Origin of the sequence: Maribacter chungangensis (genome assembly GCF_042676845.1) — a bacterium.
Lineage (GTDB): Bacteria > Bacteroidota > Bacteroidia > Flavobacteriales > Flavobacteriaceae > Maribacter > Maribacter chungangensis.
In genome coordinates this window covers 50077-72209 of sequence record NZ_JBHTHY010000024.1, presented here as the reverse complement: position 1 = coordinate 72209, position 22133 = coordinate 50077, and the positions used below count along the sequence as shown (strand labels likewise).

Genomic DNA, 22133 nt, shown 5'->3' with positions numbered 1-22133 from the left:
CCTTTTTTATAGATAAGATTAGTGTTCTTTCTATTTTAAAGTGAACTGTGACGTTCCCAATAATTTCAAGTTATCATCGTATACATTAACCATATACTGTCCCTTTTGAAAATCCCCTGCAGGTTTGTTCAAATAATCACAAATATCCAAAGATTTATTTTCAAAGTAAAAGCTGGTACTTTTGCTGTAGGTTATAGACGCCCCGTTATCATTGGTCATGGACATACTTTCTCCAACAACGTTACCTTGGGGGTCCAAAGCTTCCAAATAAAACTCACGATCGCCCGCCTCTGCAATAACGTTATCCGCTATCGTAAAGCAAATTTTAAACTTATCCGTGGCTCTGGCCCTTGTAGTAGAGGATAATTTACCACTGTTCCTTTCCCTAACGGCATCAACACTAATTTTTGAAAGGTTCAACGCAGAACCTCTTTCCACTGCCTGGGCCAAACTTGTATTCTGAACTACTAAAGAATCGTTGAAAACTGTTTGTTTCTCTAACTCTACAAAGGTACTGTCCCTTTGCATAGCTATTGCGGTATTGGACCTTTGTAAAGAATCTACCTGCTTTAAAAGTTTTGCCCTTTCTGCCTTTAAAACATCAACTTGTCTTCTATATCTGCTTAAGGAAGATATATCTGCCTTCATAGTTTTCACGGAATCAATGTATCTCGCGATATTATCTCTTGCAGAAACTAATTCTTCGTTGGTTGCGTTGCTTTCAAGTATAGCCTTGTCGTATTCGGATTTTAAGCTATTCAAATCCTCGACAACCAACTCCTTTTCGGAAATAAGATCCTTTTCGGTCTTTTTCTTGTCCTGATAAAGACTTACGGTATAAATTATTGTCCCCAAAAGCACTACACCCAGTAATGCGGCCAAGACTTTTAACCCGTTGTTATTTTTTGTTTCAGTCATAATGAATTATTAAATTGATTTTTTTTGGTTTGGATAAAAGTACTAATTCTATCGGTCTATATACGGAAGGAATCTATTTTTAGATTTTTTGCCCAAAAAAAACATTGCTCCCTACCCGTTTATTCGTTCAAAGGGCTAACTATATAGATGAATAACCAATATTTGAAAGAATTGTAAGAAACTAATGATGCTTTTTCAATACCGAGGATTCTTTTTGCACAGTAAATATCACCTGCATAGCGCAATACGTTTTATGTGGAACGGCAATCAAAAGATTCTTTTTGTCCGGTGGAAAAACAATTTTGGCAAAGTCGTCGCTGCTATAATGATCTTACTAAATAGGCAGGCGTTCGGAGATAAGGGATTAAATATTTTACGAACAGGGCGGTGTTAAGAATGCAATTGTTTTTAACTTATTGATAATTAGGGCAGTATTACTTCCATTAACGGTTGGTCATTCCTAAAACGAAGTAAGTAAACTACCTAGGGGCAAGTCCGCGAGGCATTCGAAGGAAACGAACCTTTAACTTCGATGCAAGCCTCGGGGTATTAAACCCTTTGGCGGTGCCAATAAATAAAACACAAGTACAATGAAAACAATAGTCTGCACACTACTAGGATGCATACTGCTTGGCGGATGCAAAGAACAACAGAATAAAAATCCTTTGATAGATTCGGAAATTGAGTATACCTCCGAAACGCCACCACCACCACAGTTGGCAATATCCAGTGACCAAACCTCGGATGTAAAAATAGTCCCAATCGAACACGCTACCGCTGTATTGGAGTGGAAAAACATTACCATATACATAGACCCTGTGGGCGGCGCAGCTGCCTTTGCCGGACAAAAGCAAGCAGATTTAATATTGATCACCGACATTCACGGAGACCACTTTAACTTGAAAACGCTAGAAGCCTTAGATACTTCAAAGGCAAAAATTATAGTCCCACAAGCGGTAGCCAAAAGAATCCCCGAAAGCTTTACACCTCAATTGGATGTTTTGGACAATGGCGATTCCAAAGAGCGTCTTGGCATCACGATAGAAGCCATCCCCATGTATAATCTGCGAGAGGAAGCATTAAAATTTCATGAGAAAGGAAGAGGAAACGGATATGTGCTAAATATAGATGGAAAAAGAATCTATTTCTCCGGCGATACCGAGGATATTCCCGAAATGAGAGCACTTAAGAATATAGACAAAGCCTTTGTTTGCATGAACCTGCCTTATACAATGACGCCCGAAAGTGCCGCTAACGCGGTGCTGGAATTCCGCCCAAAACAAGTCTATCCATACCACTACAGAGGAAAACCAGATGTTAGCGATGTATCAAAATTCAAGGAATTGGTACAAAAAGAGAACTCGGAAATAGAAGTTATACAACTGGACTGGTATCCTAACGATGCGTTCTAAAATCGACTAAAAATAGAAGTCATTTAAACTTTTTCCGTTCGCTAAAAAATTGCTCTTTTTCACCGCGGGCTGCAACTGGCTCCTCATTCAAAAGCCAAATTGCTGATTTTTGTTTCGGCCCTGTCTTTTTTTCCTTCCGTAGCCATGCTATGTAACTCAAAAAAAGTCTTCAAATGTTCAAAACATCACTAGTTTTCACTTGAACGCGAAAAGTAGAAACCAATTCATGTATAAAAAATTGATGATCAAAACAATACATAAAATAATCGCACCTATTATTTAAACCTCAACCTGGCAATTCTATTTCTTCCGGCGGCATAGGCAACGGTATCGTTCTTAAAGCGCAGGGTATAAAACGACTCGTCAGACAGCTGCCTCCAGGATTCGCCTTGGTTGCTGGAATAGGCAATACCGGTAAATCCCAAAGCGAGGATTCCTTTACCCTTCGTCCCAGGCACAAATTGAATACAACTTCGGTAATTTGGTGTAGTTCCGTCCGCCATTAAGTTCCAAGTTCTACCTCCGTCAACTGTTATCATTTTATTCGAGGTATTTCTTTCTGGGTTTGTATAGTCCCCACCGATAGCTACACCAATAGTATCGTCATAAAATGCAATTGAATAAATACCTTCTGTAGGTTCTTTTGAAAGAATCGGTGTTCGCTGTACTTCCCAAGTCCGCCCTTTATCAGGTGAGAATAATATACGTTTCGTTGTTGCGACCCATGTTTTATCCCCAACTACGGCGACATTGGTGTTACTTGCCGCAAAAGCACCCTCTCCTTCGATTCCATCGGGCAAAGCGCTACACGGCAGTTTATTCCAAGTCAACCCACCGTCACGGGTGATAATGATGCTCATACAACCGTTCATGGTATCCCCAACGGCAATCCCCTCGTTATCGTTCCAAAAAGTCATCGCATCATAAAAAACGGCACCATCCTCTTCTTTATACACAAGTTCCATTTTTCCTTGGTTACCAGTCTTGTAGAGTAGTGCAGGATTGGCGACCGAAAGCATAAAAAAATCGGATGAAGTATGGGCTACCGCACGAAACTCAGGTAAAATTGTATCGTATTTTTGTATGTTGGTCCGTACTTTTCCCGAAGCTAAATCAATAGAACCAAAAGTCCCCTTATTCGCTGCAAAGGCCAAACTTGTGCCCATGATTTCAATAGCCCTTATGCTTAGGGAGTCCGTGTAAAGTATTTCTATCTCTACCTTTTCAAAAGAATTACGCTTGGCAACCTCGGAACAGGAAATAAATAAAGCAAAAACAAGTAAAAAACTAAAGTAGCGCATCTTCATAAAGTTTCTCAAAAATAAAGGGAATCGCTTCTAAAACAATACCTTTGCGGACTTAATTTTTTAGGATGAAACTGCACAGAAACCTTGTATTTGCCGTAATAGACGCTTTAAATTTAATATTTAACGAGAAAGAATATGCCGACAAGGTGGTTCAAAAGGTATTACGTTTTGATAAGCGTTGGGGTGCAAGAGATCGAGGTTTTATTGCCGAGACAACTTATGAAATGGTACGATACAAGCGACTTTACGCAGAAATTGCCGATGTTAGGGAGCCATTTAGCAGACCCGATCTTTTTCGCATGTGGGCCGTTTGGGCAGTGCTTAAAGGAATCGCGTTGCCCGACTGGAAACAAATAGAACCCACCCCGGAGCGTCGTATCAAAGGAAAGTTCGATGAACTCTCAAAGATTCGAAAATACCGTGAGGCCGTACCTGATTGGATCGACGAATTGTGTGAAAAATCATTAGGGGAAAAACTGTGGACAGCAGAAATAGCAAAGCTCAACGAACCTGCGGAGGTTATCCTTAGAACAAATACCTTAAAAACCACTAGGGAATCGCTGCGCAAAGCACTGTTGGACGAAGGCATTGTCACCGAACCCATCAAAGGCTATCCTTTGGCATTACGTTTGCCTGAAAGGGCCAATGTGTTTGTAACGGAATCGTTCAAAAAAGGACTTTTTGAAGTACAGGATGCCTCGTCCCAATTGGTAGCAGCGATGCTAGATGTTAAACCCGGGCAACGTGTTGTGGATACCTGCGCCGGTGCCGGCGGAAAATCCTTGCACCTTGCCGCTCTAATGGAAAATAAAGGACAGTTGATCGCCATGGATATCTATGGCAGTAAACTAAAGGAACTAAAAAGACGTGCCAGAAGAAATGGCGCGCACAACATAGAACCAAGGGAAATAGATTCTACCAAGGTCTTTAAAAAACTGTATGGAAGTGCAGATAGGGTTCTAATAGATGCTCCGTGCACAGGCTTGGGCGTTATTAGAAGAAATCCGGATACCAAGTGGAAAATGCAACCGGAATTCTTGGAGAAAATCACCAAGACCCAGCGCGAAATTTTAGGAAGCTACAGCAAAATACTAAAACCTGGCGGTAAAATGGTCTACGCCACTTGCTCCATTATTCCTCAAGAGAACAACGATCAGGTAAAATCATTTCTGTCCAGCGAGGAAGGTACTGACTTCGCTCTTATCAGTGAAAAGAAAATCTATGCCTCTAAAAGCGGTTTTGACGGATTCTATATGGCTTTGTTGGAAAAGAAATTGGTGTAATTCAAAACCGCTAAATTCCAGATTATAATAGCATATTTAAAACAGGGCTGTTTGTTGTGATACAGCTTTCGTTTCTGTTTTAGCTTTAACTTTAGTTGCCCCACTTTGCTTATCTCCCCAACGTTGCATGGACTGTACCACAGGCAGTAATGATTTCCCCAAAGGGGTTATCGAGTATTCTACACGAGGCGGAATTTCTGGAAACGTCTTGCGCTCCAATACCCCGGTTTTCTCCAAAGACCGTAGTTGCTTGCTCAACATTTGTCGGTTAATACCTTCCACAGCGGTAAGCAACTTGGTAAATCGGTTAGCGCCTTTGGAGATGTTGTAAAGGATGATAGGTTTCCATTTGCTATCCAACATGTTCATACACGTTGTAACTCCGCATACAGACGCAGATTTCGTTTCTTTCACAGCCATAAACTATTTTGGTTAGAAGTCGCTTTAACGTTTGTTATTTAAAAAAGCTAAAATACTGGAATCCCTTTTACCATCATAACAATAGTTCCCTTAGATGACCATAGTTTTAAATCAACCTATAAAATACCCTGCATTCAAAATAGCATGTCTACGTTATTTTAGTATGATTATCAAACCAAAACGGAGTTCACGATGTTATTCCTAAAAATCCATTCTCAGAATTTTAACCACAAAAAGAAATATGGACCCTATTTTTTTAACGTAGGATAGTCCACCCCCAATTGCTCCAAGTAGGTATCGTATTTAGTTTCGTCAAAATAGAATTTCTCCAGTTCGGACCTAAACTGACCTTGCTTGTCCGCATTCAAATAAATGGGTGGCAAATCGCTTTCCGAAATCATAGGGACGAATTTCGTTTCCTTCGTTTGCTCATTATTGAAATAATCCCAAGCACCGGTCAATAACTCTGGTTTTAAAAGGAAATCCAGAATCGTCATGGCCTCTGCCTTGGCTCCTGCAACTACCCCTTTGTGTGCAATAGGTGTTGCCATGGAAATCGCATTGCTCCAATGGTGCCCTTGCAACCCTGGAATGTTAGACGGAAAACGCATGGTAACCGTAGGTATTTTCCAAGAAATATCGCCTATATCATCCGAACCACCACTAATAGGCTCAATAACAGGTAATCCTAACGGAGCAAGTTCGGTACTCAAACCTTCTATCTTTTTGGAACCCACCTCGGTCTGTACGGCTTTGGCCAAGGCTTGGTCGTCTTCGGACCATGTAGGCAAGCCCACCTGCTTAATATTCTCGTACATCGTTTCAGCAATGACCTTATTGTAGTGTCTAGGCCAAGCAGCACCAAGTACCTTATGTTTTACCGTGGTACCCGTCATCATTGCAGCACCTTCGGCAATTTGATTTGCCTCATGGTACATTTCCATAATGCCATCGTACTTAATATCCCTAAAATAAAACCATATCGAAGCTTTTGAGGGAACTACGTTAGGTTGGTCTCCTGCATCCGTAAAAATAGAATGTGATCGTCTTAAAGGATGTAAATGCTCCCGCTTATAGTTCCATGCAATATTCATTAATTCGGCCGCATCCAAGGCGCTTTTGCCACGCCAAGGAGACCCGGCGGAGTGGGCGGATTCGCCATCAAAAGAGTATTCCACCGAAATTAGTCCCGTACCCCTTGTGGGGCCATAAGAAACACTGAAATTGTTACTCACGTGCGTAAAAATGCACATATCTATATCATCGAACAATCCGTCTCGTACATACCACGCTTTAGAACCAAGCAGTTCCTCTGCTATACCGGGCCAAACCAGCAAGGTACCCCCAATATTTTCTCGTTCCATGACCTCCTTGACGGCCAGGGCGGCAGAGATATTCATAGGAATTCCCGCATTGTGTCCCTCTCCGTGTCCAGGCGCTCCCTCTACAATAGGTTTGTGGTAGGCTACGCCAGGGTACTGGGATGCTTTTGGTATACAGTCCACATCACTGCCCAATGCTATTGTGGGACCCTCCCCATTACTCCAGGTAGCGAACCAAGCCGTAGGAATACCAGAAATAGAATTTTCGATTTCAAAACCGTTTTCGGCCAATATACCGGTAAGGTATTTGGAGGATTCAACCTCCTGAAATCCCAGTTCGGCAAAACTGAATATCTTGTCGACCATTACTTGGGACTGTTTTTTATTGGCGTCAACTATGGCTGCGGCCGCCAGTTTTAATTTTTCGATTTGCCGTGCAGATTTTTTCATCTGAGCCATACATGTCGTGGCGATAAACAATGCTGCTAAAAATAAAAGGGTAGTTGTTTTTGGTTTCATGGTGGTTTTTTTTCTTGAAGTTAAAAAGGTACAAAAATGTGTGGTGATTTTGCCACTTAAGTTATTATTTGGTTTCTCCAATAGAGCATCGAAATGATTTAAGACGAAAGCGAGGGACTGCCTTTACTGCCTGAAACTGTTATTTTATCAAAAATATAAAATAGGGAATACACCCTAACTTTAGCCTTTCCTTAAGTAAGGCTTACGCGCCAAATCCCTAACTTTAACGGGCAAATGAAAATGAAAAAGAAGTCATAATGATAAAGAAATTCATCATCTGTTTAGCTTTTATGGGTTTGGCGGGTACGGCAGCACTATTTGCCCAGGAAGACCGCTACAGCTACAAGAACGGCGACCGAAACGGGATTGGAAAGTGGTACATGGGCCGCGAGATTTCATACGTAATGGGCTACCAAGGCATGTCTTGGCTAGAACGCGAGGAGCGTGAAAAAGAGGAAAACACGACTACCCTATTGAAAAATATGAATATTAGAATTACGGACGATATCGCGGATATTGGTGCCGGTTCTGGCTACCACGTGTTTAAAATGGCAGCTATGGCAACCAGAGGGACCATCTATGCCGTGGATATCCAAGATGAAATGTTGGCCGCCATGCGGGATAAAAAATTAGCACGGAAGACTGTGAACCTTGCCTTGGTAAAGGGAAGCGAAAAAAACGTGAATCTAGAACCAAATTCCGTGGATAAGGTACTTATCGTTGATGTATACCACGAAATGAATTTCCCGTATGAAATGATGGTATCGATAAAAAAAGCCATGCGGGACGATGCAAAACTCTATCTTATTGAATACCGGGGGGAAGACCCCAACGTACCCATTAAAAAATTACATAAAATGACCGAAGCCCAAGCCGTAAAGGAAATGGAGGCGCTAGGCCTAGTGCTGGAAGAAAATACCAATAATCTTCCGTGGCAACATTGTATGGTGTTTGTGAAGGGTACATAGTTGGTAGTCGATAGTGGGTAGTTATTAATAGGATAATGGGTTGAGAATTAGGTGCTCCTATTACGTTCGCAAGGATGGCTTTTAGATTATATGGTCTAGTATCATGGATATTGGCAAATGTCCAAAACATACAGCTCCTTCCTCATGCAGGGGAAGGTGGACCGTTCGCCATAGGCGGAACGCGTCGGAAGGGGTTGAACCCGGGCTATAATTGAGACTCAAATCGTAACCATACGATACTAACAATCAAAATGACCAGAGTCTGATGCTTTCAGGAATATCATAACCAGTTTAGTTGTTGAAAATATACCTACAACCGAATTGAATCTAATTTATTTGCATACGACGACCGCCTAAAAATGAATTATGCCATATTTAGTTACATTTATACTCCTAATGTTTCTCAAAACAAACCTAATGACGGCACAAACCCTAGTCAATTTTAAAGAAAATCCAAGCACTGAAAATTGGAATATAGTGGATGATGTGGTCATGGGCGGCCGCTCCTCGGGCAGCTTTACCCTATCCAAAGAAGGTTACGGAAAATTCTCAGGAACCGTGTCTTTAGAAAATAACGGAGGCTTCTCTTCGGTAAAGTATGATATGGAGACTGTAGCCGTAAAACCAAGTTACACCATACGCATACGCCTAAAGGGCGATGGCAATGCCTACCAGTTTCGTGTGAAGGACAAACGCCGCCATAGCTATAGTTACATCGCCACATTTGAAACTACGGGCAACTGGCAAACCCTAGAGTTTACGCTGGCCGACCTCTACCCTACCTTTCGTGGGAGAAAAGTAGACCTTCCCAATTTTGACCAAAACACGATTGAGGAACTCCGCTTTTTAATTGGCAATAAAAAACCACAGGCCTTTGAGTTGTTTTTGGAGTCTATTGCGGTTTTAGAAAACTAACCAATCCTATTTGGAAAAGTGAACAATAGACCAAAATCAAATATATTCCTACTTTACCATCAATTAGCTTTTGCCGAACAAAAAAACCATGTGCTACGATATTAAAACAAGTTTAGAAACCCAGCTTAGAAGAGCGGAGAAAGACCAAGACCTACAGGCCATTGCAGATATTCGGGAACGCCTAGCGCCTCTAACCGATTTACCCCTGCACCATGCATCTGGCTTTACACATCCGGAGGTGTTGATCTATACAAATAAGTCCCCTAATTTTCCAGAAGTCGCTACTTGGGGCCTTGTACCGCATTGGACTAGGGATACAAAACAGCAGAAGCAACTTTGGAACGCTACACTTAATGCCAGAGGGGAAACCATTTTTGAAAAACCTGCTTTTAGGGATGCAGCCCAACACCATCGCTGCATCATTTACGTAGATGGCTTCTATGAACATCACCACCAAGCAGGGAAAACGTATCCTTTTTTTATTCAGCATAAAGAAAAACAGCCTTTAGCACTTGCAGGACTTTGGAGTGAATGGCGCAATCCAGAGACTAGAGGTCTATTACGCAGCTTCACCATCGTTACTACCGAAGCCAATGCCCTTATGAAACACCTACATAACAACCCCAAGCTAAAAGCACCACGGATGCCTTTTTTACTTCCGCACGAATTGGAAGATGCATGGCTAGAACCTAGTACAAGTGATGCGGACAAAAAAAGCGTTCAAAAACTCATAGCACCGCTAGCGGATGGAGAGCTTACCGCCCATCCCGTAGCACGTCTGAGAGGAAAGGAATACTTAGGGAATGTGGAAGGTGTTTCAAATGCAGTGGTTTACCCAGAACTTGTCATATCCTAACAGCTCGGAATTCCATTTAAAAGCCCCTTGGGTACAACTCGTCCGTATCATGCTACAATTGGGTAGTTCCGTTTTTAAATACTTCTCGTTTTAAGGGAGATTTGACCCAACGTTAAACACATAAACATCAAATCACATGAAAACATTTACACTTATTTTAGGATTAGCATTGATCACACTAACAGGTAACGCACAGGACAGCGAGGGCGTTACGGTAACCGTAACGATCGAAAACGTACTATCGGATGAAGGAAAAATAATGGGAGCATTACATACGGAGCAGACCTTTATGAAAGGCCCTGGTGTTGTAAACCAAGAAATTAAGGCCTCCAAAGGCGAACTTACCCTTAGGTTTGAAAAGGTACAAAAGGGCACATTTGCCTTGATGCTGTTACACGACAAAAACGAAAATAACAGAATGGATTTTGAAGCGAACGGAATGCCAAAAGAGAACTACGCTACTTCTGGCGAAACTAGCTATGGCCCGCCAAGTTTTACCGACTCTAAATTTGAAGTTGGAGAAGAAGATCTAGAATTCAGGATTCGGTTCTAAAAGCAGCTATTCATCAATCGAGATAAAGCGCCTCAAAGAGGTGCTTTCTTCATGTTAAATAGGTTTCAATTTATTAGAAAATCCATGCCAACCATGATATCCTACAATCATAATACAATCGTATAAACATGAGCATTATCATAAGTTTAATTGATAGTTTTTGTATAACTTTGATATGTAAACTATAGGTAATGACAATCACACAATTACAATATGTACTGGCGGTAGCAGAGTATCAAAATTTCACCTTGGCCGCTGAAAAAAGTTTCGTAACCCAACCTACGCTGAGCATGCAGGTGCAAAAGCTAGAAGACGAGTTGGATGTACTTATATTCGATAGAAGCAAAAAACCCATCTCGGTTACGGACGTAGGAAAAAAAATAGTAGCACAAGCAAAAGTGATCGTAAACGAAGCAGGGCGCATAAAAGATATCGTGGACCAGGACAAAGGGTTTATTGGAGGAGACTTTACCTTAGGCATTATTCCAACGGTAATGCCCACACTATTGCCTATGTTCTTAAAGACCTTTATCACTAAATACCCAAAGGTAAACCTGATTATTAAGGAACAAAGCACGGAGAGTCTTATAAAAAATCTACAGGACGGACATTTAGATGCGGCCATAGCAGCGACCCCTTTAGAAATAGAATTCATTAAGGAAAGGCCCTTATATTACGAGCCCTTTGTAGGCTATATTACACCTGAACATCGTTTACATAGTGTCAAACAATTATCGGTAGAGGATCTAGACGTTTCGGATATTTTACTGTTACAGGATGGTCATTGTTTTAGGGATGGGGTACTTAACTTATGTAAAACGCCGAAAAAGTTGGGAGCGGAACACTTTAAGCTACAGAGCGGAAGTTTTGAGACCCTGGTAAACCTATCCAACGAAGGTTTGGGCATGACCCTGCTCCCCTATCTCAACAGCATGGAACTTGGAACTGAAAATAAAAGGAATATCAAATATTTTAAAGAACCCTCTCCCGCGCGCGAGGTTAGTATCATCTACCATAAAAATGAACTTAAAATTCAGATTACGAATGCGCTACGGGATGTCATAACCAGTATTGTTAAAGGTGCGATAGCATTTCAAGATGTAAAAATAATAAGTCCTTTAAGTAAATAAGCCCTTGACATACTCTCAAAGGATTCGTAAGTAATTCGCTTAAATTTTAAAGAAAAGTCTTTGGAGCAACTGGCCTAGCAGGGGAGTCAAATTTAAGTTTTGCTAATCGATTACATAATAATCAATTAGCTCTTAGGCAAACATGTGAACATTCAGCTACACACAACGGATTTATTGCAAACAAAGTCAATACATTATGCTCAATTAGCCATTATATTCCAATTTCCCTTTCACTGTTGTATTCCATTTTCAAAACAGAATGCGTATACGTGTACGTTCATTAATGTAAAAATGATTCCTAAATCCTATCCGTATAATTAAAGGTTCCATTGTTTAGAAAATTAAGAAAACCTCCATTAGCTATAGGAATATCCACTGCGGTAACCGCTTGCTAATTCTTTCTGAAACCTGTTCCCAAGCCCCTGGCATGCTAGCCTGGGGCTCTGCTGCCTCATCCTTTCGAGAATCCGTATCACAGCCCAAGAAAACAACTAAGGATATCACAAATAAAAAAATTTCCATTTGAAATGTATTTTATACCTAAAATATAAAAAATAATAGTAGTTCCTACCTTAACTAAAAAAAGCCACTTAACAGTGGCTTTTTTTTATGGTTTTAAATACATTAAACTTGTTTGTAATTCTGGCTTGTCCGTTATGAACTGTTGTAACCAGAGTCTCAATTCCTCTACCTCTTCGGGCAGTAAAAGTTGAAGTGCTTTTTTTAGTTCCTTGCAAAATAACTTTACATCAAAACTAACTTTTTTCAGTACTGTCTTGCTGTACTCAAGCATTGATTTTGCCATTGTAGTACCTTGTTTATCGATTAGTTGTTACGTAAATTTAAACAAAAAAGAAGATATGATATTGCAATGAATTCGTTAAAAAAAACTTATAATTGTTAAATTATATAAGCTTACACTTTTTAACACAACGATCTTCCACAATCCAATGAAACGAATATTCTTAAGTTGCTGTTTAATAGTAGTGTTAAGCAGTTGCACATCAACAAAAAAAACGATACAAAAAGGTCTGTCCAGTACCCTATCGACTCCTTTTTATGAAAACCAGTTCACTGGAGTTTTGTTTATGGATGCCACGACCAAGGACACCTTGTTCAATCAAAACAGTACCAAATATTTTACACCGGCCAGCAATACCAAAATTTTCACCCTGTACACGGCTTTAAATACCCTTCCGGATAGGATACCTGCGCTAAGGTACATTCGTCAAAACGATACTCTTTTTGTTCAAGGTACGGGAGACCCTTCCTTTTTGCATCCCTACCTTAAGGATAGTACCGCATTTAAGTTTCTTCAGAAGGAGAAAAATATCGCGCTCAGCACGGGCAATTTTCAAGATTCAAGATTTGGTCCCGGATGGTCCTGGGAGGATTACGACTATTATTACTCCCCGGAGCGCAGCGGATTTCCAACATACGGCAATGTCGTACTGCTTACCAACGGAACAGAAACACCGGTTGTACCCGAGTATTTTAAGGACAGCGTAATTCCAATAGCAAATAAAACCAACCGCAAGGAACATCGCAACCTGTTCTATTTTGATGCGGCAAGGACAGACACCCTTGAAGTACCCTTCAAAACAAGCGACACCACCCTTAAAGCGGTTCTAGAAAAAGAACTCAAAACTACGATTACGATAGTCAAAGAAATGCCTTTAGGATCGAAACAAACCCTTTACGGCATCCCAGCAGATTCCTTGTATGTAAGGCTGATGCATGAAAGTGATAATTTCATTGCCGAACAATTATTGTTGTTGTCGGCCTCCGAGACTGCCGATACCTTACAGACGCAAATAGCCATTACAAATACCTTGGATAAACTGTTGCCAAACCTACCGCAAGGGCCCAGATGGGTAGATGGATCTGGTCTTTCGCGTTACAACCTTTTTACCCCGCAATCCATGGTGCATGTATTGGAACGTTTATACGTAGAACTACCCAGAGAACGCCTTTTTAAAATATTCCCTTCGGGAGGTGTTTCGGGCACTTTGACCGACTGGTATGAAGGCAACTCCACGCCATACATTTATGCGAAATCCGGAAGTTTGGGAAACAACTATTGTCTAAGCGGCTATCTATTGACCAATTCTGGCAAAACGGTCATTTTTAGTTTTATGAACAATCACTTTAAACATCCATCGTCAGAAATAAAAACCAGTATGCAACAGCTTTTTGAAAAAATTAGGGATACCTATTGAATAGTGGGTAGTGGGTAGTGTACGTTGTAGTGGGTAGTAAAAAAAATTGTAGGATGCCAAAGTCCCAAAAAAAAATCAACCTTTACTTTTCACTTTTTACTTTTCACTTTTTACTTTCTACTTTTTACTTCTTACTTTTTTACTAATTACTATTTACCACTCATCTTGGTGTCCAAGTTATATTCTTTTGAGAATTTGGTTTTTAGCATTTGTAATTTAGGGGCAATATGGGTTTTACAAAAAGGCCGATCGGGATCGGTGATATAATAGTCATGAAATTGACTATCAGAGGCTTTAAAAGCACCAAACGGCAAGACTTGTGTAATCAGTTTTTTGTGAAAATCCTTTTGCAGGGATTCCAACATATTTGAAATATGGTCAACTTCTGCCTCTGCAAATACATAAACGGCAGAGCGGTATTTGTTGCGCATGGAATGTTGGGAGGTACTGTTGTGGGTATGCAAATGAATGGCGATGATATCGGATAGTCCAATCATATCTTCCGAAAAATGCACGATTACGGCCTCGGAAAACGATGTATGCGCTCCGGTAGACGCAATAAACCCTTGTTCTACTTTACATACACCCTTTAGAGACTGAAAAACCGCTTCGGTGCACCAATGGCATCCACCGCCTAATCCAATTTTTTGTAGTTTACTCACACACAGTCGGTCGTAAAAAAACGATATACCTTACCCCGAACATCAATCTGAAAAAATACCCGTTAATGCCGCATATTGTAAAAGCATTACGCTTTTGGCATCTTTAATTTGGCCATCGGAAATCATGTCCAGCGCCGCCGTAAACTCAAATTCCAAGATTTCGATGTTCTCCGTTTCATCTAAAGCACCGCCACCTTCTTCGGTCTTCATGGTGTTATCATATTCCGCCAAAAAAAGATAGAGTTTCTGGGTAACGGATCCCGGACACATATAGGTGACCATAACCTGCTGCACATCATCTAATTTATAACCCGTTTCTTCCAAAGCTTCCTTTTTAATACACTCCTCTGGTGAAAGTCCGTCTAAAAGTCCGGCACAGACCTCCACCATCATCCCGTCTTCATTACCATTAACATAGGTGGGCATACGGAATTGCTTGGTAAGGACTACGGTTTTCATTTCACGATTATAAAGTAAAATTGCGGCACCATCTCCACAATCATAGGATTCCCGTTGTTGGGTTTCCCAAGTACCGTCTTCCCGTTTGTATTCAAAACTATAGTTGTTTAAGGTGTACCAGTTCTTGGAAAGCACCTTCTTTTTAATATTTCTTATGCCTTTATTTTTCACATTTCAAAGTTAAATACGAATAAGCTGATTTTTGCATTTAATCACTATCTTTCCAAAACAAGACAAAATGCAAGCTTTCATGAGATTTCTAGTCGGTATACTATTTCTACTAATATGTTTTCCAACACCCATACGTTCCCAACGTTTGGGCGAACACTATCTTAAGGAATGGAAAACATTTTATCCCTCAAAAGCCCTAGAAGCCGGAATTAGAACTTTGGTTTTTAACTATGAGCAGCGTTCCGACTCCGCCGTTGCCGCATGGATAGATGTTAACGAAAAAATACTTGGAAAATTATCCAAGATAACTGCAGATATAGACCCTATTGACGCACGACTGTTACGGGTACAGGCCCAATCCGAGCTAGATAAATGGAAAACAAATAAGCAACATACACATTCCCTGCACCTCTACGCCCAATTGATCGATAAGGCTATTGCCCCTATGCTTAATGCCGATTACCTTCTAGGCCAAGAGAAATCAGCATTGCTCTGTAACCGGCTCCAAGCCATAAGCAGCCTTGCGAAGGCAGCACAGACGAACCTAGAACAGGTATCGGAAAACGAATTGGACAAGAGCTTGGAAGCATTGAACGACACATATCGATATCTTCAAACGGATCTAGAAACCCAGCTGCAATCGAACGGGATTTTAATCAACTGTACTGGTTTTAACATGGCGCTTTCCAAAGCCTTGCAAAATATCAAAAATCTTATCGAGTTCAGTCGAACTACACTACAACAGAATCCTTCTGAATCTGTTACAAGGTTAGGCACCGAAGAATATAACCGGAGGTTGGCATTGTATACCGATAGCGACCTTACATCGACTAAACTAGCGGAAATGGCACTTGCAGAAATAAGCACCGTAAAGTCACTAATGACCGATGTTTCCAGAAAATACCTCAGAAAAACCTATCCGGACAGGACGCTCCCCAAAAGTAATTTATCCATTATCAATTTGGCCTTGGCCGATATGGAAAAAGATGCCCCTATAAATGCCACGGACTATCTTGAGTTTTGGCAAGAGCTTGCGGACTCCGCGGTTACTTTCATTAAAGAAAAGGACATCGCCACCTTACCCAAAAACAACACCTTACGCATACAAACGGCGCCGGAAAGTGCAGGAGCCGCGGCACGTATTGGCTGGGTGGCCAGCGCTCCGCCGTTTGACCCTAACCCAATGACCACCCTTAATCTGCCCTCTATCCCGGAAAGCCTACCAAAACAGGAACAAATCGACTTTTGGGCCTCCTTCAATAAACCCTTCAACCGCATGATAGTGATACATGAGCTGTATCCCGGGCATTACATGCAACTGAAAATAAGTAGGGAGAGCCCACACCCCGTTCGGCTGTTGTTTCCTTACGGAATTTACATCGAAGGCTGGGCAACCTTTACCGAAAAAGTACTCTTGGATGCCGGTTGGGAATCCGGAAATCATTTGACGCTGTTGGCGCACCTTCGCAAACACTTGGAAAATGCAAATAGGGCCTATACATCGGTTCAAGTGCATTGCAAAGGTTGGAACGAGCAGCAAGTGCTTCAATTTTCAAAAGAAACCTCTTTGGTGGCTCCACAATTTGCTAAAAGCCTATGGGGCCGCATTACGAATTCCCCCATGCAACTCACCTCCTACTTTTTGGGAGGAGCACAGTTTACCGAGCTGCTGGAGCATGAAAAATTACGATTAGGAAATCAATTTAGCTTAAAACTGTTCATGGATACGGTAATGAAAGCAGGCCCTATTCCTATTGATGAATTTTATACTATTTTTAAAAATACCGACCCTAACTAAATTATGGAAAGAATCGAATTACAACCTGGCTACTCGGTTTCTAGAGTAATCAAAGGAGGATGGCATTTGGCAGGTGGCCATGGAGCAATAGCCGCAGAAAAGGCGTTGGAGGATATGCGGCATTTTGTAGAGGTGGGGATTACCACCTTTGACTGTGCCGATATTTATACCGGCGTTGAAGAGCTGATCGGTAAATTCAGAAAAAAATATAAGGACGAATTTCGCTCCGGGGAATTGGCACCGATCCAAATCCATACGAAATATGTTCCGGACTATAACGTTTTGGCGACCTTAACCAGGCAACAAACTACGGCCATCATAGACCGATCGCTAAAACGCTTGGGCGTGGAGCAATTGGATCTGGTTCAATTTGCGTGGTGGGATTATCAATTTCCTAAATATTTGGAAACTGCGGTACATTTATCCGAACTGCAGAAAAGCGGTAAAATCAGATTTATAGGGGTGACCAATTTTGACACAAAACGTATTCAAGAAATGCTGGATGCCGGTGTTTCCATAGCTGCCAACCAAGTCCAATATTCGGTGCTGGACCAGCGGGTAGAAACGAATATGACCGCCTTGGCAGAAAAGCACCGTATACCCTACCTATGTTATGGCACGGTTGCGGGAGGTTTCTTAAGTGACCGCTATTTGAACGCCCCGGACCCCGTACCGCCTTATGAAAATCGCTCCCTTACCAAATACCGATTGATTATTGATGAATTTGGTGGCTATGACTTATTTCAAAAAGCGTTACAAACGTTACGAGAAATCGCCGATAGATACCAAGTAGGCGTTACGGAGGTTGCTTGCAAGTATATTTTACAAAAACCTATGGTCGGCGCCGTAATTGTTGGTGCCCGTAACCGTAATCATTTGAACAGCCTACAAACACTTGATACCTTTCAGTTAAACTTAGAAGACCTAAATAAAATAGATGCCATAGTTGCTGAAAGTAAAGGACCCAAAGGACCATTTTACGATTTGGAGCGCGATAAAACAGGAAAACACGGTGCTATTATGAGATATAACCTCAACGAAGACTAAGTTTGAAATTAGACGATACATCGGTTCAACTTCCTAAACTCCATTTCTACGGCGGAGTCTTTGGTGCACTACTGCCATTTGTCATTTTTGTCACAGGGGTCATAACCATTGCACTATCAGGGGCGCCAGATGAACGTGGATTTTGGCCCATCTTAATACTTGCTCTGGGTTTAGGACTTATCTTGTGCAAAGACCGTACGGCATTTTCCGAAGCTGTAATTGCCGGAATGTCGCAAAAGATCGTGATGATTATGATCACTGCCTGGATTTTAGCCTCTATCATTGGTATTCTTATGACACTTACCGGCTTTGTAGAGGCGCTTATTTGGTTGGCGCACCAAGTAAACCTCTCGGGCACGGGATTTGTCATCGCCACCTTTATCATCTGTTGCACCGTATCGCTTTCTACAGGTTCTAGTTTTGCCACCATTCTTATTTGCAGTCCCTTGTTATACCCCTCTGGTGGACTAATGGGTGCACATTTGCCGGCCTTGGCGGGAGCGATCATAGGAGGGGCCACGTTCGGAGATTTTATAGCGCCCATTTCGGACACCACTATCGCCAGCGCTTTAAGTCAGGATGCGGAAATTGGTACCACGATAAAAAGTCGGTTAAAATATGTGATTCCGGCAGCGCTATTTGCATTGCTAGCTTACTTTATATTTGCTAAAACCAACAGTAATGTGTCGGCAGCTACCACTATAGAAAATTTGGGAAGTCCAAAAGGGTTGCCCATGCTCCTGGTTCCCGCATTCGTAATTTACCTTTTCTTAAAGGGAAAACACCTTTTGCACGGGCTTCTTTTTGGATTATTATTCGGAACGATTCTTGGTCTAATTTTAGAACTATTACCGCTGTCAGATGTTCTTTCCTTAGATCTGGACAATTTCGCCGCGCGTAGTTTTGTTATAGACGGTATCAACAGAGCCGTGGGGCTAAGTATTTTTACCATCCTGTTAATGGGCTTGGTGGCTACCTTAAAAGCCAGTGGACTCATGGACAGCTTGGTAGATTTTGCCGCTACACGAGCCATAACCGAAAAACATGCGGAGGGATGGATCGCTACGGTCATGAGCTTTGCCGTGTTGCTGACCACGCACAGTATCGTAGCTATACTGATGGTCACGGATTTTACAAAAAAAACAGGTGAGCGATTAGGTGTCTCTAAGATTAGACGCGCAAATTTATTAAGTTTAGTGGCTTGTATCTTTCCGTTCGTACTTCCCTATTTTATTCCCGTAATCTTAATGGCGAATATGACAAACACGGGAACCGAATTTGGAATAGCGGCAGTAAGCCCCATAGCAGTAGGAGTTCATAATTTTATGTCTTGGGGATTGTTGCTCATGGCATTGATCACCCTGGTTTTTGGCTGGGGAAAAACAAAAAACAACAGCAAATGAAGAAGACTAAAGCACTAAGAGACGACCAATTTCAGTTATACGACTTGACGGTAGTGGTTGAAAAAATTGAAGGAAATTGTACCTGTAATATGACTATTGGTGATAAGTTTCACTTAAAAGGTGGAAAAATATCCATGCCGGAGCAGTCGGATTTTTGTTTGTACGCACTACAATCCACCATTCCCCTCTTACCTACAAAACAAAGAAAGAACCATCCTGCAGACTGGATGGAAACCGATGCGAGGGTCGTATGCCCTGATCCTGCTTGCAGACTGGTGATGCGTATAGACCGTGATGGTCTCCGTACCCTTAATCATGACGATGTAAGTCCCGTAAAATGGGAGCCTTCAAAAGACTAATCACTTGTAGCTTATCCCAAACTCCACTTATTACCAACCTCGGAAACTGGCACACAGCCTTCAAAGTTTCCGGGCACGGGCAAATAGTTCAGTACCTTTTCGCCAATCTCCTCAGATGTGGTATAGGCCCAAATCGCAGTCGCTTTTAATGATCGATAAAAACCTATCGGTTCTTGCACACCAATGGTTTTGCCCCAAATACCTGGATTAAAGGTGCCGGATGTTTTTTCGGCCTCTTTTAGTACTGCAATTTTTTCTTTCTCATCCAAATCACTAAAGATAGCCCCATAATTCTCCTTACAATCCGCGTTAAAAGTCGCGATGTCTTTCCGCATGTTCCCCTGCCCCTCGGCATCGTAGGTCTTCGCAATTATCTTGTCTATAAAAACATCTACCTTAACATCCAATGCGCCAGGCGTATCCGTGCGTGGCAAGATCACATCTACCAAAGAGGCAATCGTTTGCGCTTCGACCTCGGTAAAGAATTCCGGTTGCCAAGTAAGTCTAGGCTCACTTTTACATCCCTGTAAAATAGAAAGTATGGAGGGCATAGCTACTGCGGCTCCTGCCAATAATCCTGTTTTTTTGAGTGCACTTCTTCTGTCCATCTTCTAAATATTTCGTTTTTTCAGTTCGGAAACGGCATGGTCTGCCGCCCTAGCGGTTATTGCCATATACGTTAGGCTAGGATTTACACAGGAGGAGGAGGTCATACAAGCCCCGTCCGTTACAAAAACGTTCTTGGCGGCATGCACTTGGTTAAATCCGTTCAACACGGAAGTTTTAGGGTCACGTCCCATTCTCGCAGTTCCCATTTCGTGTACGCCCCAACCTGGAGAGTGTTCGTTATCGAAACCGATGATATTCTTTAAACCTGATTTCTCTAACATTTCCACCGCATCTTCCTGTATCTGTTTGTTTATGGCCTTTTCGTTTTCTTTAAATTCGGCGTCTATCGATAATGTAGGCTGCCCCCATTTATCCAATACTTTAGTGTTTAGGCTTACTTTATTGTCATGATAGGGCAAACATTCCGCAAAGCCTGTTATAAAGAACTCCCAAGGACCGGGCTTTAACATCCTATCCTTAAAACTGGCGCCGAACTCCGGACTATTGGCAGCATTGCCTCCCCTACCGGCACCGCCTTGATAGCCAAAACCTCTTACAAATTTATCGGACTTTGTTTCTTCGCTAATGTTCCAATATCTGGGAATGTAGATTCCGTTGGGGCGTCTTCCCTTGTAGTATTTATCATCAAAACCGTCTACGGTACCAACAGCTCCTACCCTGTAGGTATGGTCCATAAGGTTATGCCCAAGTTCTCCACTGTCATTACCAAGGCCGTTTTCGAACCGGTCGGATTTTGAGTTCAATAAAATCTGTGTTGAACTTAAGGTAGATGCGTTACAAAAAATCACTTTTGCCGAGTACTCGATGTCTTCATTGGTCTCCGAATCAATAATACGAACGCCCGTTGCCTTTCCTTTGGCATCGTCATAAATCACTGATTGTACTATGGAATATGGCCGTATAGTTAAATTACCGGTAGCATGGGCCGCTGGCAAGGTTACGGCATTACTGCTAAAATAAGCTCCATACGGACAACCACGACTACATCTGTTCCGGTTTTGGCATTGTCCCCTGCCGTTATGCGGTACGGTTAAATGGGCACAGCGACCAATAATCATATTGCGCCCGGAAAACTCTTTTTCAATTCTGCTCTTTACATGTTTCTCTACACAGTTCATCTCCATGGGAGGCAAAAAGTGACTGTCCGGCAATTGGGGCAAGCCCAATGGTTCCCCACTGATACCTGCAAACTTTTCTACATAAGTATACCAAGGCTCAATATCCTTATACCTAATAGGCCAATCTACCCCGTGGCCATCTTTGGCATTTGCTTCAAAATCCAAGTCGCTCCAACGATAGGTCTGTTTTCCCCATAAGATGGAACGCCCGCCCATTTGGTGCGCACGCAACCAAAGGAAGGGTTTTTCCTCGGTATAGGGATTGGCTTGGTCATCTGCCCAAAAGTGTTCGGTGTCCGTACCCATCCAACCCGATCGCATTTTTTTATAATGCTTCTGCTGCTGTTCAGGTGTTAACCCTCCCCGTAACTCGGTATCCCAAGGGTCTAAATTCATAGTAGGGTAGTCTACCACATGTTCTACGATTCTGCCTCGTTCCAAAACCAGGGTCTTTAGACCTTTCTCGCAAAGTTCTTTGGCCGCCCATCCACCACTAATTCCCGATCCAATGACGATGGCATCATAAGTGGTTTCTTTCTTCGCATCGATATTATAATTTGCCATGTATTGCATTTTGATGCCCTAAGTTAAGGAATCATTCTAAAATGGAAACCATCATTTTTTTCTAATCCTAAAATTGACCCTATATTTAGCACCTAAATCC

22 protein-coding genes are annotated in these 22133 nt (G+C 41.9%); 12 read left to right on the top strand and 10 right to left on the bottom strand.

Annotated elements, in window-relative coordinates:
* Nucleotides 1-30: 30 nt before the first annotated feature.
* Entirely contained in the window at nucleotides 31-918 is an 888-nt protein-coding gene (locus ACFQZJ_RS18325) for a hypothetical protein (protein ID WP_379936425.1), read from the bottom strand.
* A 590-nt stretch (nucleotides 919-1508) separates the two neighbouring features.
* Here ACFQZJ_RS18325 and ACFQZJ_RS18320 point away from each other — a divergent pair.
* Nucleotides 1509-2330 carry an MBL fold metallo-hydrolase gene (locus tag ACFQZJ_RS18320; protein ID WP_379936424.1) on the top strand — a complete coding sequence of 274 codons (822 nt, stop codon included), beginning with the start codon at nucleotides 1509-1511 and terminating at the stop codon, nucleotides 2328-2330.
* Nucleotides 2331-2605: 275 nt separating this feature from the next.
* Here ACFQZJ_RS18320 and ACFQZJ_RS18315 read toward each other — a convergent pair whose 3' ends face one another.
* Nucleotides 2606-3631 (bottom strand): WD40/YVTN/BNR-like repeat-containing protein, encoded by a 1026-nt coding sequence (locus ACFQZJ_RS18315; RefSeq protein ID WP_379936423.1) that lies wholly within the window; start codon nucleotides 3629-3631, stop codon nucleotides 2606-2608.
* A gap of 71 nt (nucleotides 3632-3702) precedes the next feature.
* Here ACFQZJ_RS18315 and ACFQZJ_RS18310 point away from each other — a divergent pair, with 71 nt between their 5' ends.
* Nucleotides 3703-4920, top strand: a complete 1218-nt coding sequence (locus ACFQZJ_RS18310; protein WP_379936422.1) for an RsmB/NOP family class I SAM-dependent RNA methyltransferase — start codon at nucleotides 3703-3705, stop codon at nucleotides 4918-4920.
* 36 nt (nucleotides 4921-4956) lie between these two features.
* Here the strand turns inward: ACFQZJ_RS18310 and ACFQZJ_RS18305 are convergent, their stop codons facing one another.
* Both ACFQZJ_RS18305 and ACFQZJ_RS18300 read right to left on the bottom strand, forming a co-directional pair.
* Nucleotides 4957-5340, bottom strand: coding sequence for a winged helix-turn-helix transcriptional regulator (locus ACFQZJ_RS18305; protein ID WP_379936421.1), 384 nt, complete (start codon nucleotides 5338-5340; stop codon nucleotides 4957-4959).
* 248 nt (nucleotides 5341-5588) lie between these two features.
* On the bottom strand, nucleotides 5589-7181 hold the full coding sequence (locus tag ACFQZJ_RS18300) for an amidohydrolase (protein WP_379936420.1): 1593 nt from the start codon (nucleotides 7179-7181) through the stop codon (nucleotides 5589-5591).
* A gap of 257 nt (nucleotides 7182-7438) precedes the next feature.
* Between ACFQZJ_RS18300 and ACFQZJ_RS18295 the strand changes: the two genes are divergently transcribed.
* From ACFQZJ_RS18295 to ACFQZJ_RS18275, 5 genes are all read left to right on the top strand, one after another.
* A complete protein-coding gene (locus ACFQZJ_RS18295) occupies nucleotides 7439-8149 on the top strand; it encodes a class I SAM-dependent methyltransferase (protein WP_379936419.1) in 711 nt (236 codons plus the stop codon).
* A 366-nt stretch (nucleotides 8150-8515) separates the two neighbouring features.
* On the top strand, nucleotides 8516-9064 hold the full coding sequence (locus ACFQZJ_RS18290; protein ID WP_379936418.1) for a CIA30 family protein: 549 nt from the start codon (nucleotides 8516-8518) through the stop codon (nucleotides 9062-9064).
* A gap of 88 nt (nucleotides 9065-9152) precedes the next feature.
* Nucleotides 9153-9920: an SOS response-associated peptidase gene (locus ACFQZJ_RS18285; protein WP_379936417.1), complete on the top strand. Its 768-nt coding sequence runs from the start codon at nucleotides 9153-9155 to the stop codon at nucleotides 9918-9920.
* A 136-nt stretch (nucleotides 9921-10056) separates the two neighbouring features.
* The gene (locus tag ACFQZJ_RS18280; RefSeq protein WP_379936416.1) at nucleotides 10057-10473 is read left to right on the top strand and encodes a DUF2141 domain-containing protein; all 417 of its coding nucleotides are present in this window, start codon (nucleotides 10057-10059) and stop codon (nucleotides 10471-10473) included.
* A gap of 191 nt (nucleotides 10474-10664) precedes the next feature.
* Entirely contained in the window at nucleotides 10665-11603 is a 939-nt protein-coding gene (locus tag ACFQZJ_RS18275; RefSeq protein ID WP_379936414.1) for a LysR substrate-binding domain-containing protein, read from the top strand.
* A gap of 360 nt (nucleotides 11604-11963) precedes the next feature.
* On the opposite strand, the gene ACFQZJ_RS18270 is transcribed toward ACFQZJ_RS18275, so the two are convergent.
* Nucleotides 11964-12125 carry a hypothetical protein gene (locus ACFQZJ_RS18270; RefSeq protein WP_379936413.1) on the bottom strand — a complete coding sequence of 54 codons (162 nt, stop codon included), beginning with the start codon at nucleotides 12123-12125 and terminating at the stop codon, nucleotides 11964-11966.
* 85 nt (nucleotides 12126-12210) lie between these two features.
* The gene (locus ACFQZJ_RS18265) at nucleotides 12211-12408 is read right to left on the bottom strand and encodes a hypothetical protein (RefSeq protein ID WP_379936412.1); all 198 of its coding nucleotides are present in this window, start codon (nucleotides 12406-12408) and stop codon (nucleotides 12211-12213) included.
* A gap of 145 nt (nucleotides 12409-12553) precedes the next feature.
* On the opposite strand from ACFQZJ_RS18265, the gene ACFQZJ_RS18260 reads away from it, so the two are divergent.
* Complete coding sequence (locus ACFQZJ_RS18260) at nucleotides 12554-13822, top strand: D-alanyl-D-alanine carboxypeptidase/D-alanyl-D-alanine-endopeptidase (RefSeq protein WP_379936410.1); 1269 nt, start codon at nucleotides 12554-12556, stop codon at nucleotides 13820-13822.
* 149 nt (nucleotides 13823-13971) lie between these two features.
* Here the strand turns inward: ACFQZJ_RS18260 and ACFQZJ_RS18255 are convergent, their stop codons facing one another.
* Nucleotides 13972-14484 carry a peptide-methionine (S)-S-oxide reductase gene (locus tag ACFQZJ_RS18255; protein WP_379936408.1) on the bottom strand — a complete coding sequence of 171 codons (513 nt, stop codon included), beginning with the start codon at nucleotides 14482-14484 and terminating at the stop codon, nucleotides 13972-13974.
* Between the two features lie 42 nt (nucleotides 14485-14526).
* The gene (locus ACFQZJ_RS18250; RefSeq protein WP_379936407.1) at nucleotides 14527-15114 is read right to left on the bottom strand and encodes an NUDIX domain-containing protein; all 588 of its coding nucleotides are present in this window, start codon (nucleotides 15112-15114) and stop codon (nucleotides 14527-14529) included.
* A gap of 79 nt (nucleotides 15115-15193) precedes the next feature.
* Here ACFQZJ_RS18250 and ACFQZJ_RS18245 point away from each other — a divergent pair, with 79 nt between their 5' ends.
* Genes ACFQZJ_RS18245 through ACFQZJ_RS18230 form a run of 4 tightly spaced genes read left to right on the top strand, consistent with a single transcriptional unit; the run spans nucleotide 15194 to nucleotide 19721 of the window.
* Nucleotides 15194-16912 (top strand): DUF885 family protein, encoded by a 1719-nt coding sequence (locus ACFQZJ_RS18245; protein ID WP_379936406.1) that lies wholly within the window; start codon nucleotides 15194-15196, stop codon nucleotides 16910-16912.
* Between the two features lie 3 nt (nucleotides 16913-16915).
* The gene (locus ACFQZJ_RS18240; protein ID WP_379936404.1) at nucleotides 16916-17959 is read left to right on the top strand and encodes an aldo/keto reductase; all 1044 of its coding nucleotides are present in this window, start codon (nucleotides 16916-16918) and stop codon (nucleotides 17957-17959) included.
* A gap of 2 nt (nucleotides 17960-17961) precedes the next feature.
* The gene (locus tag ACFQZJ_RS18235) at nucleotides 17962-19362 is read left to right on the top strand and encodes a Na+/H+ antiporter NhaC family protein (RefSeq protein ID WP_379936403.1); all 1401 of its coding nucleotides are present in this window, start codon (nucleotides 17962-17964) and stop codon (nucleotides 19360-19362) included.
* Nucleotides 19359-19721, top strand: a complete 363-nt coding sequence (locus tag ACFQZJ_RS18230) for a TIGR04076 family protein (RefSeq protein WP_379936402.1) — start codon at nucleotides 19359-19361, stop codon at nucleotides 19719-19721. Before ACFQZJ_RS18235 ends, ACFQZJ_RS18230 begins: the two co-directional genes overlap by 4 nt.
* An 11-nt stretch (nucleotides 19722-19732) precedes the next feature.
* Here ACFQZJ_RS18230 and ACFQZJ_RS18225 read toward each other — a convergent pair whose 3' ends face one another.
* Nucleotides 19733-20329 (bottom strand): gluconate 2-dehydrogenase subunit 3 family protein, encoded by a 597-nt coding sequence (locus ACFQZJ_RS18225; protein WP_379936401.1) that lies wholly within the window; start codon nucleotides 20327-20329, stop codon nucleotides 19733-19735.
* 3 nt (nucleotides 20330-20332) lie between these two features.
* Complete coding sequence (locus ACFQZJ_RS18220) at nucleotides 20333-22033, bottom strand: GMC oxidoreductase (RefSeq protein WP_379936400.1); 1701 nt, start codon at nucleotides 22031-22033, stop codon at nucleotides 20333-20335.
* Between the last annotated feature and the right edge of the window lie 100 nt (nucleotides 22034-22133).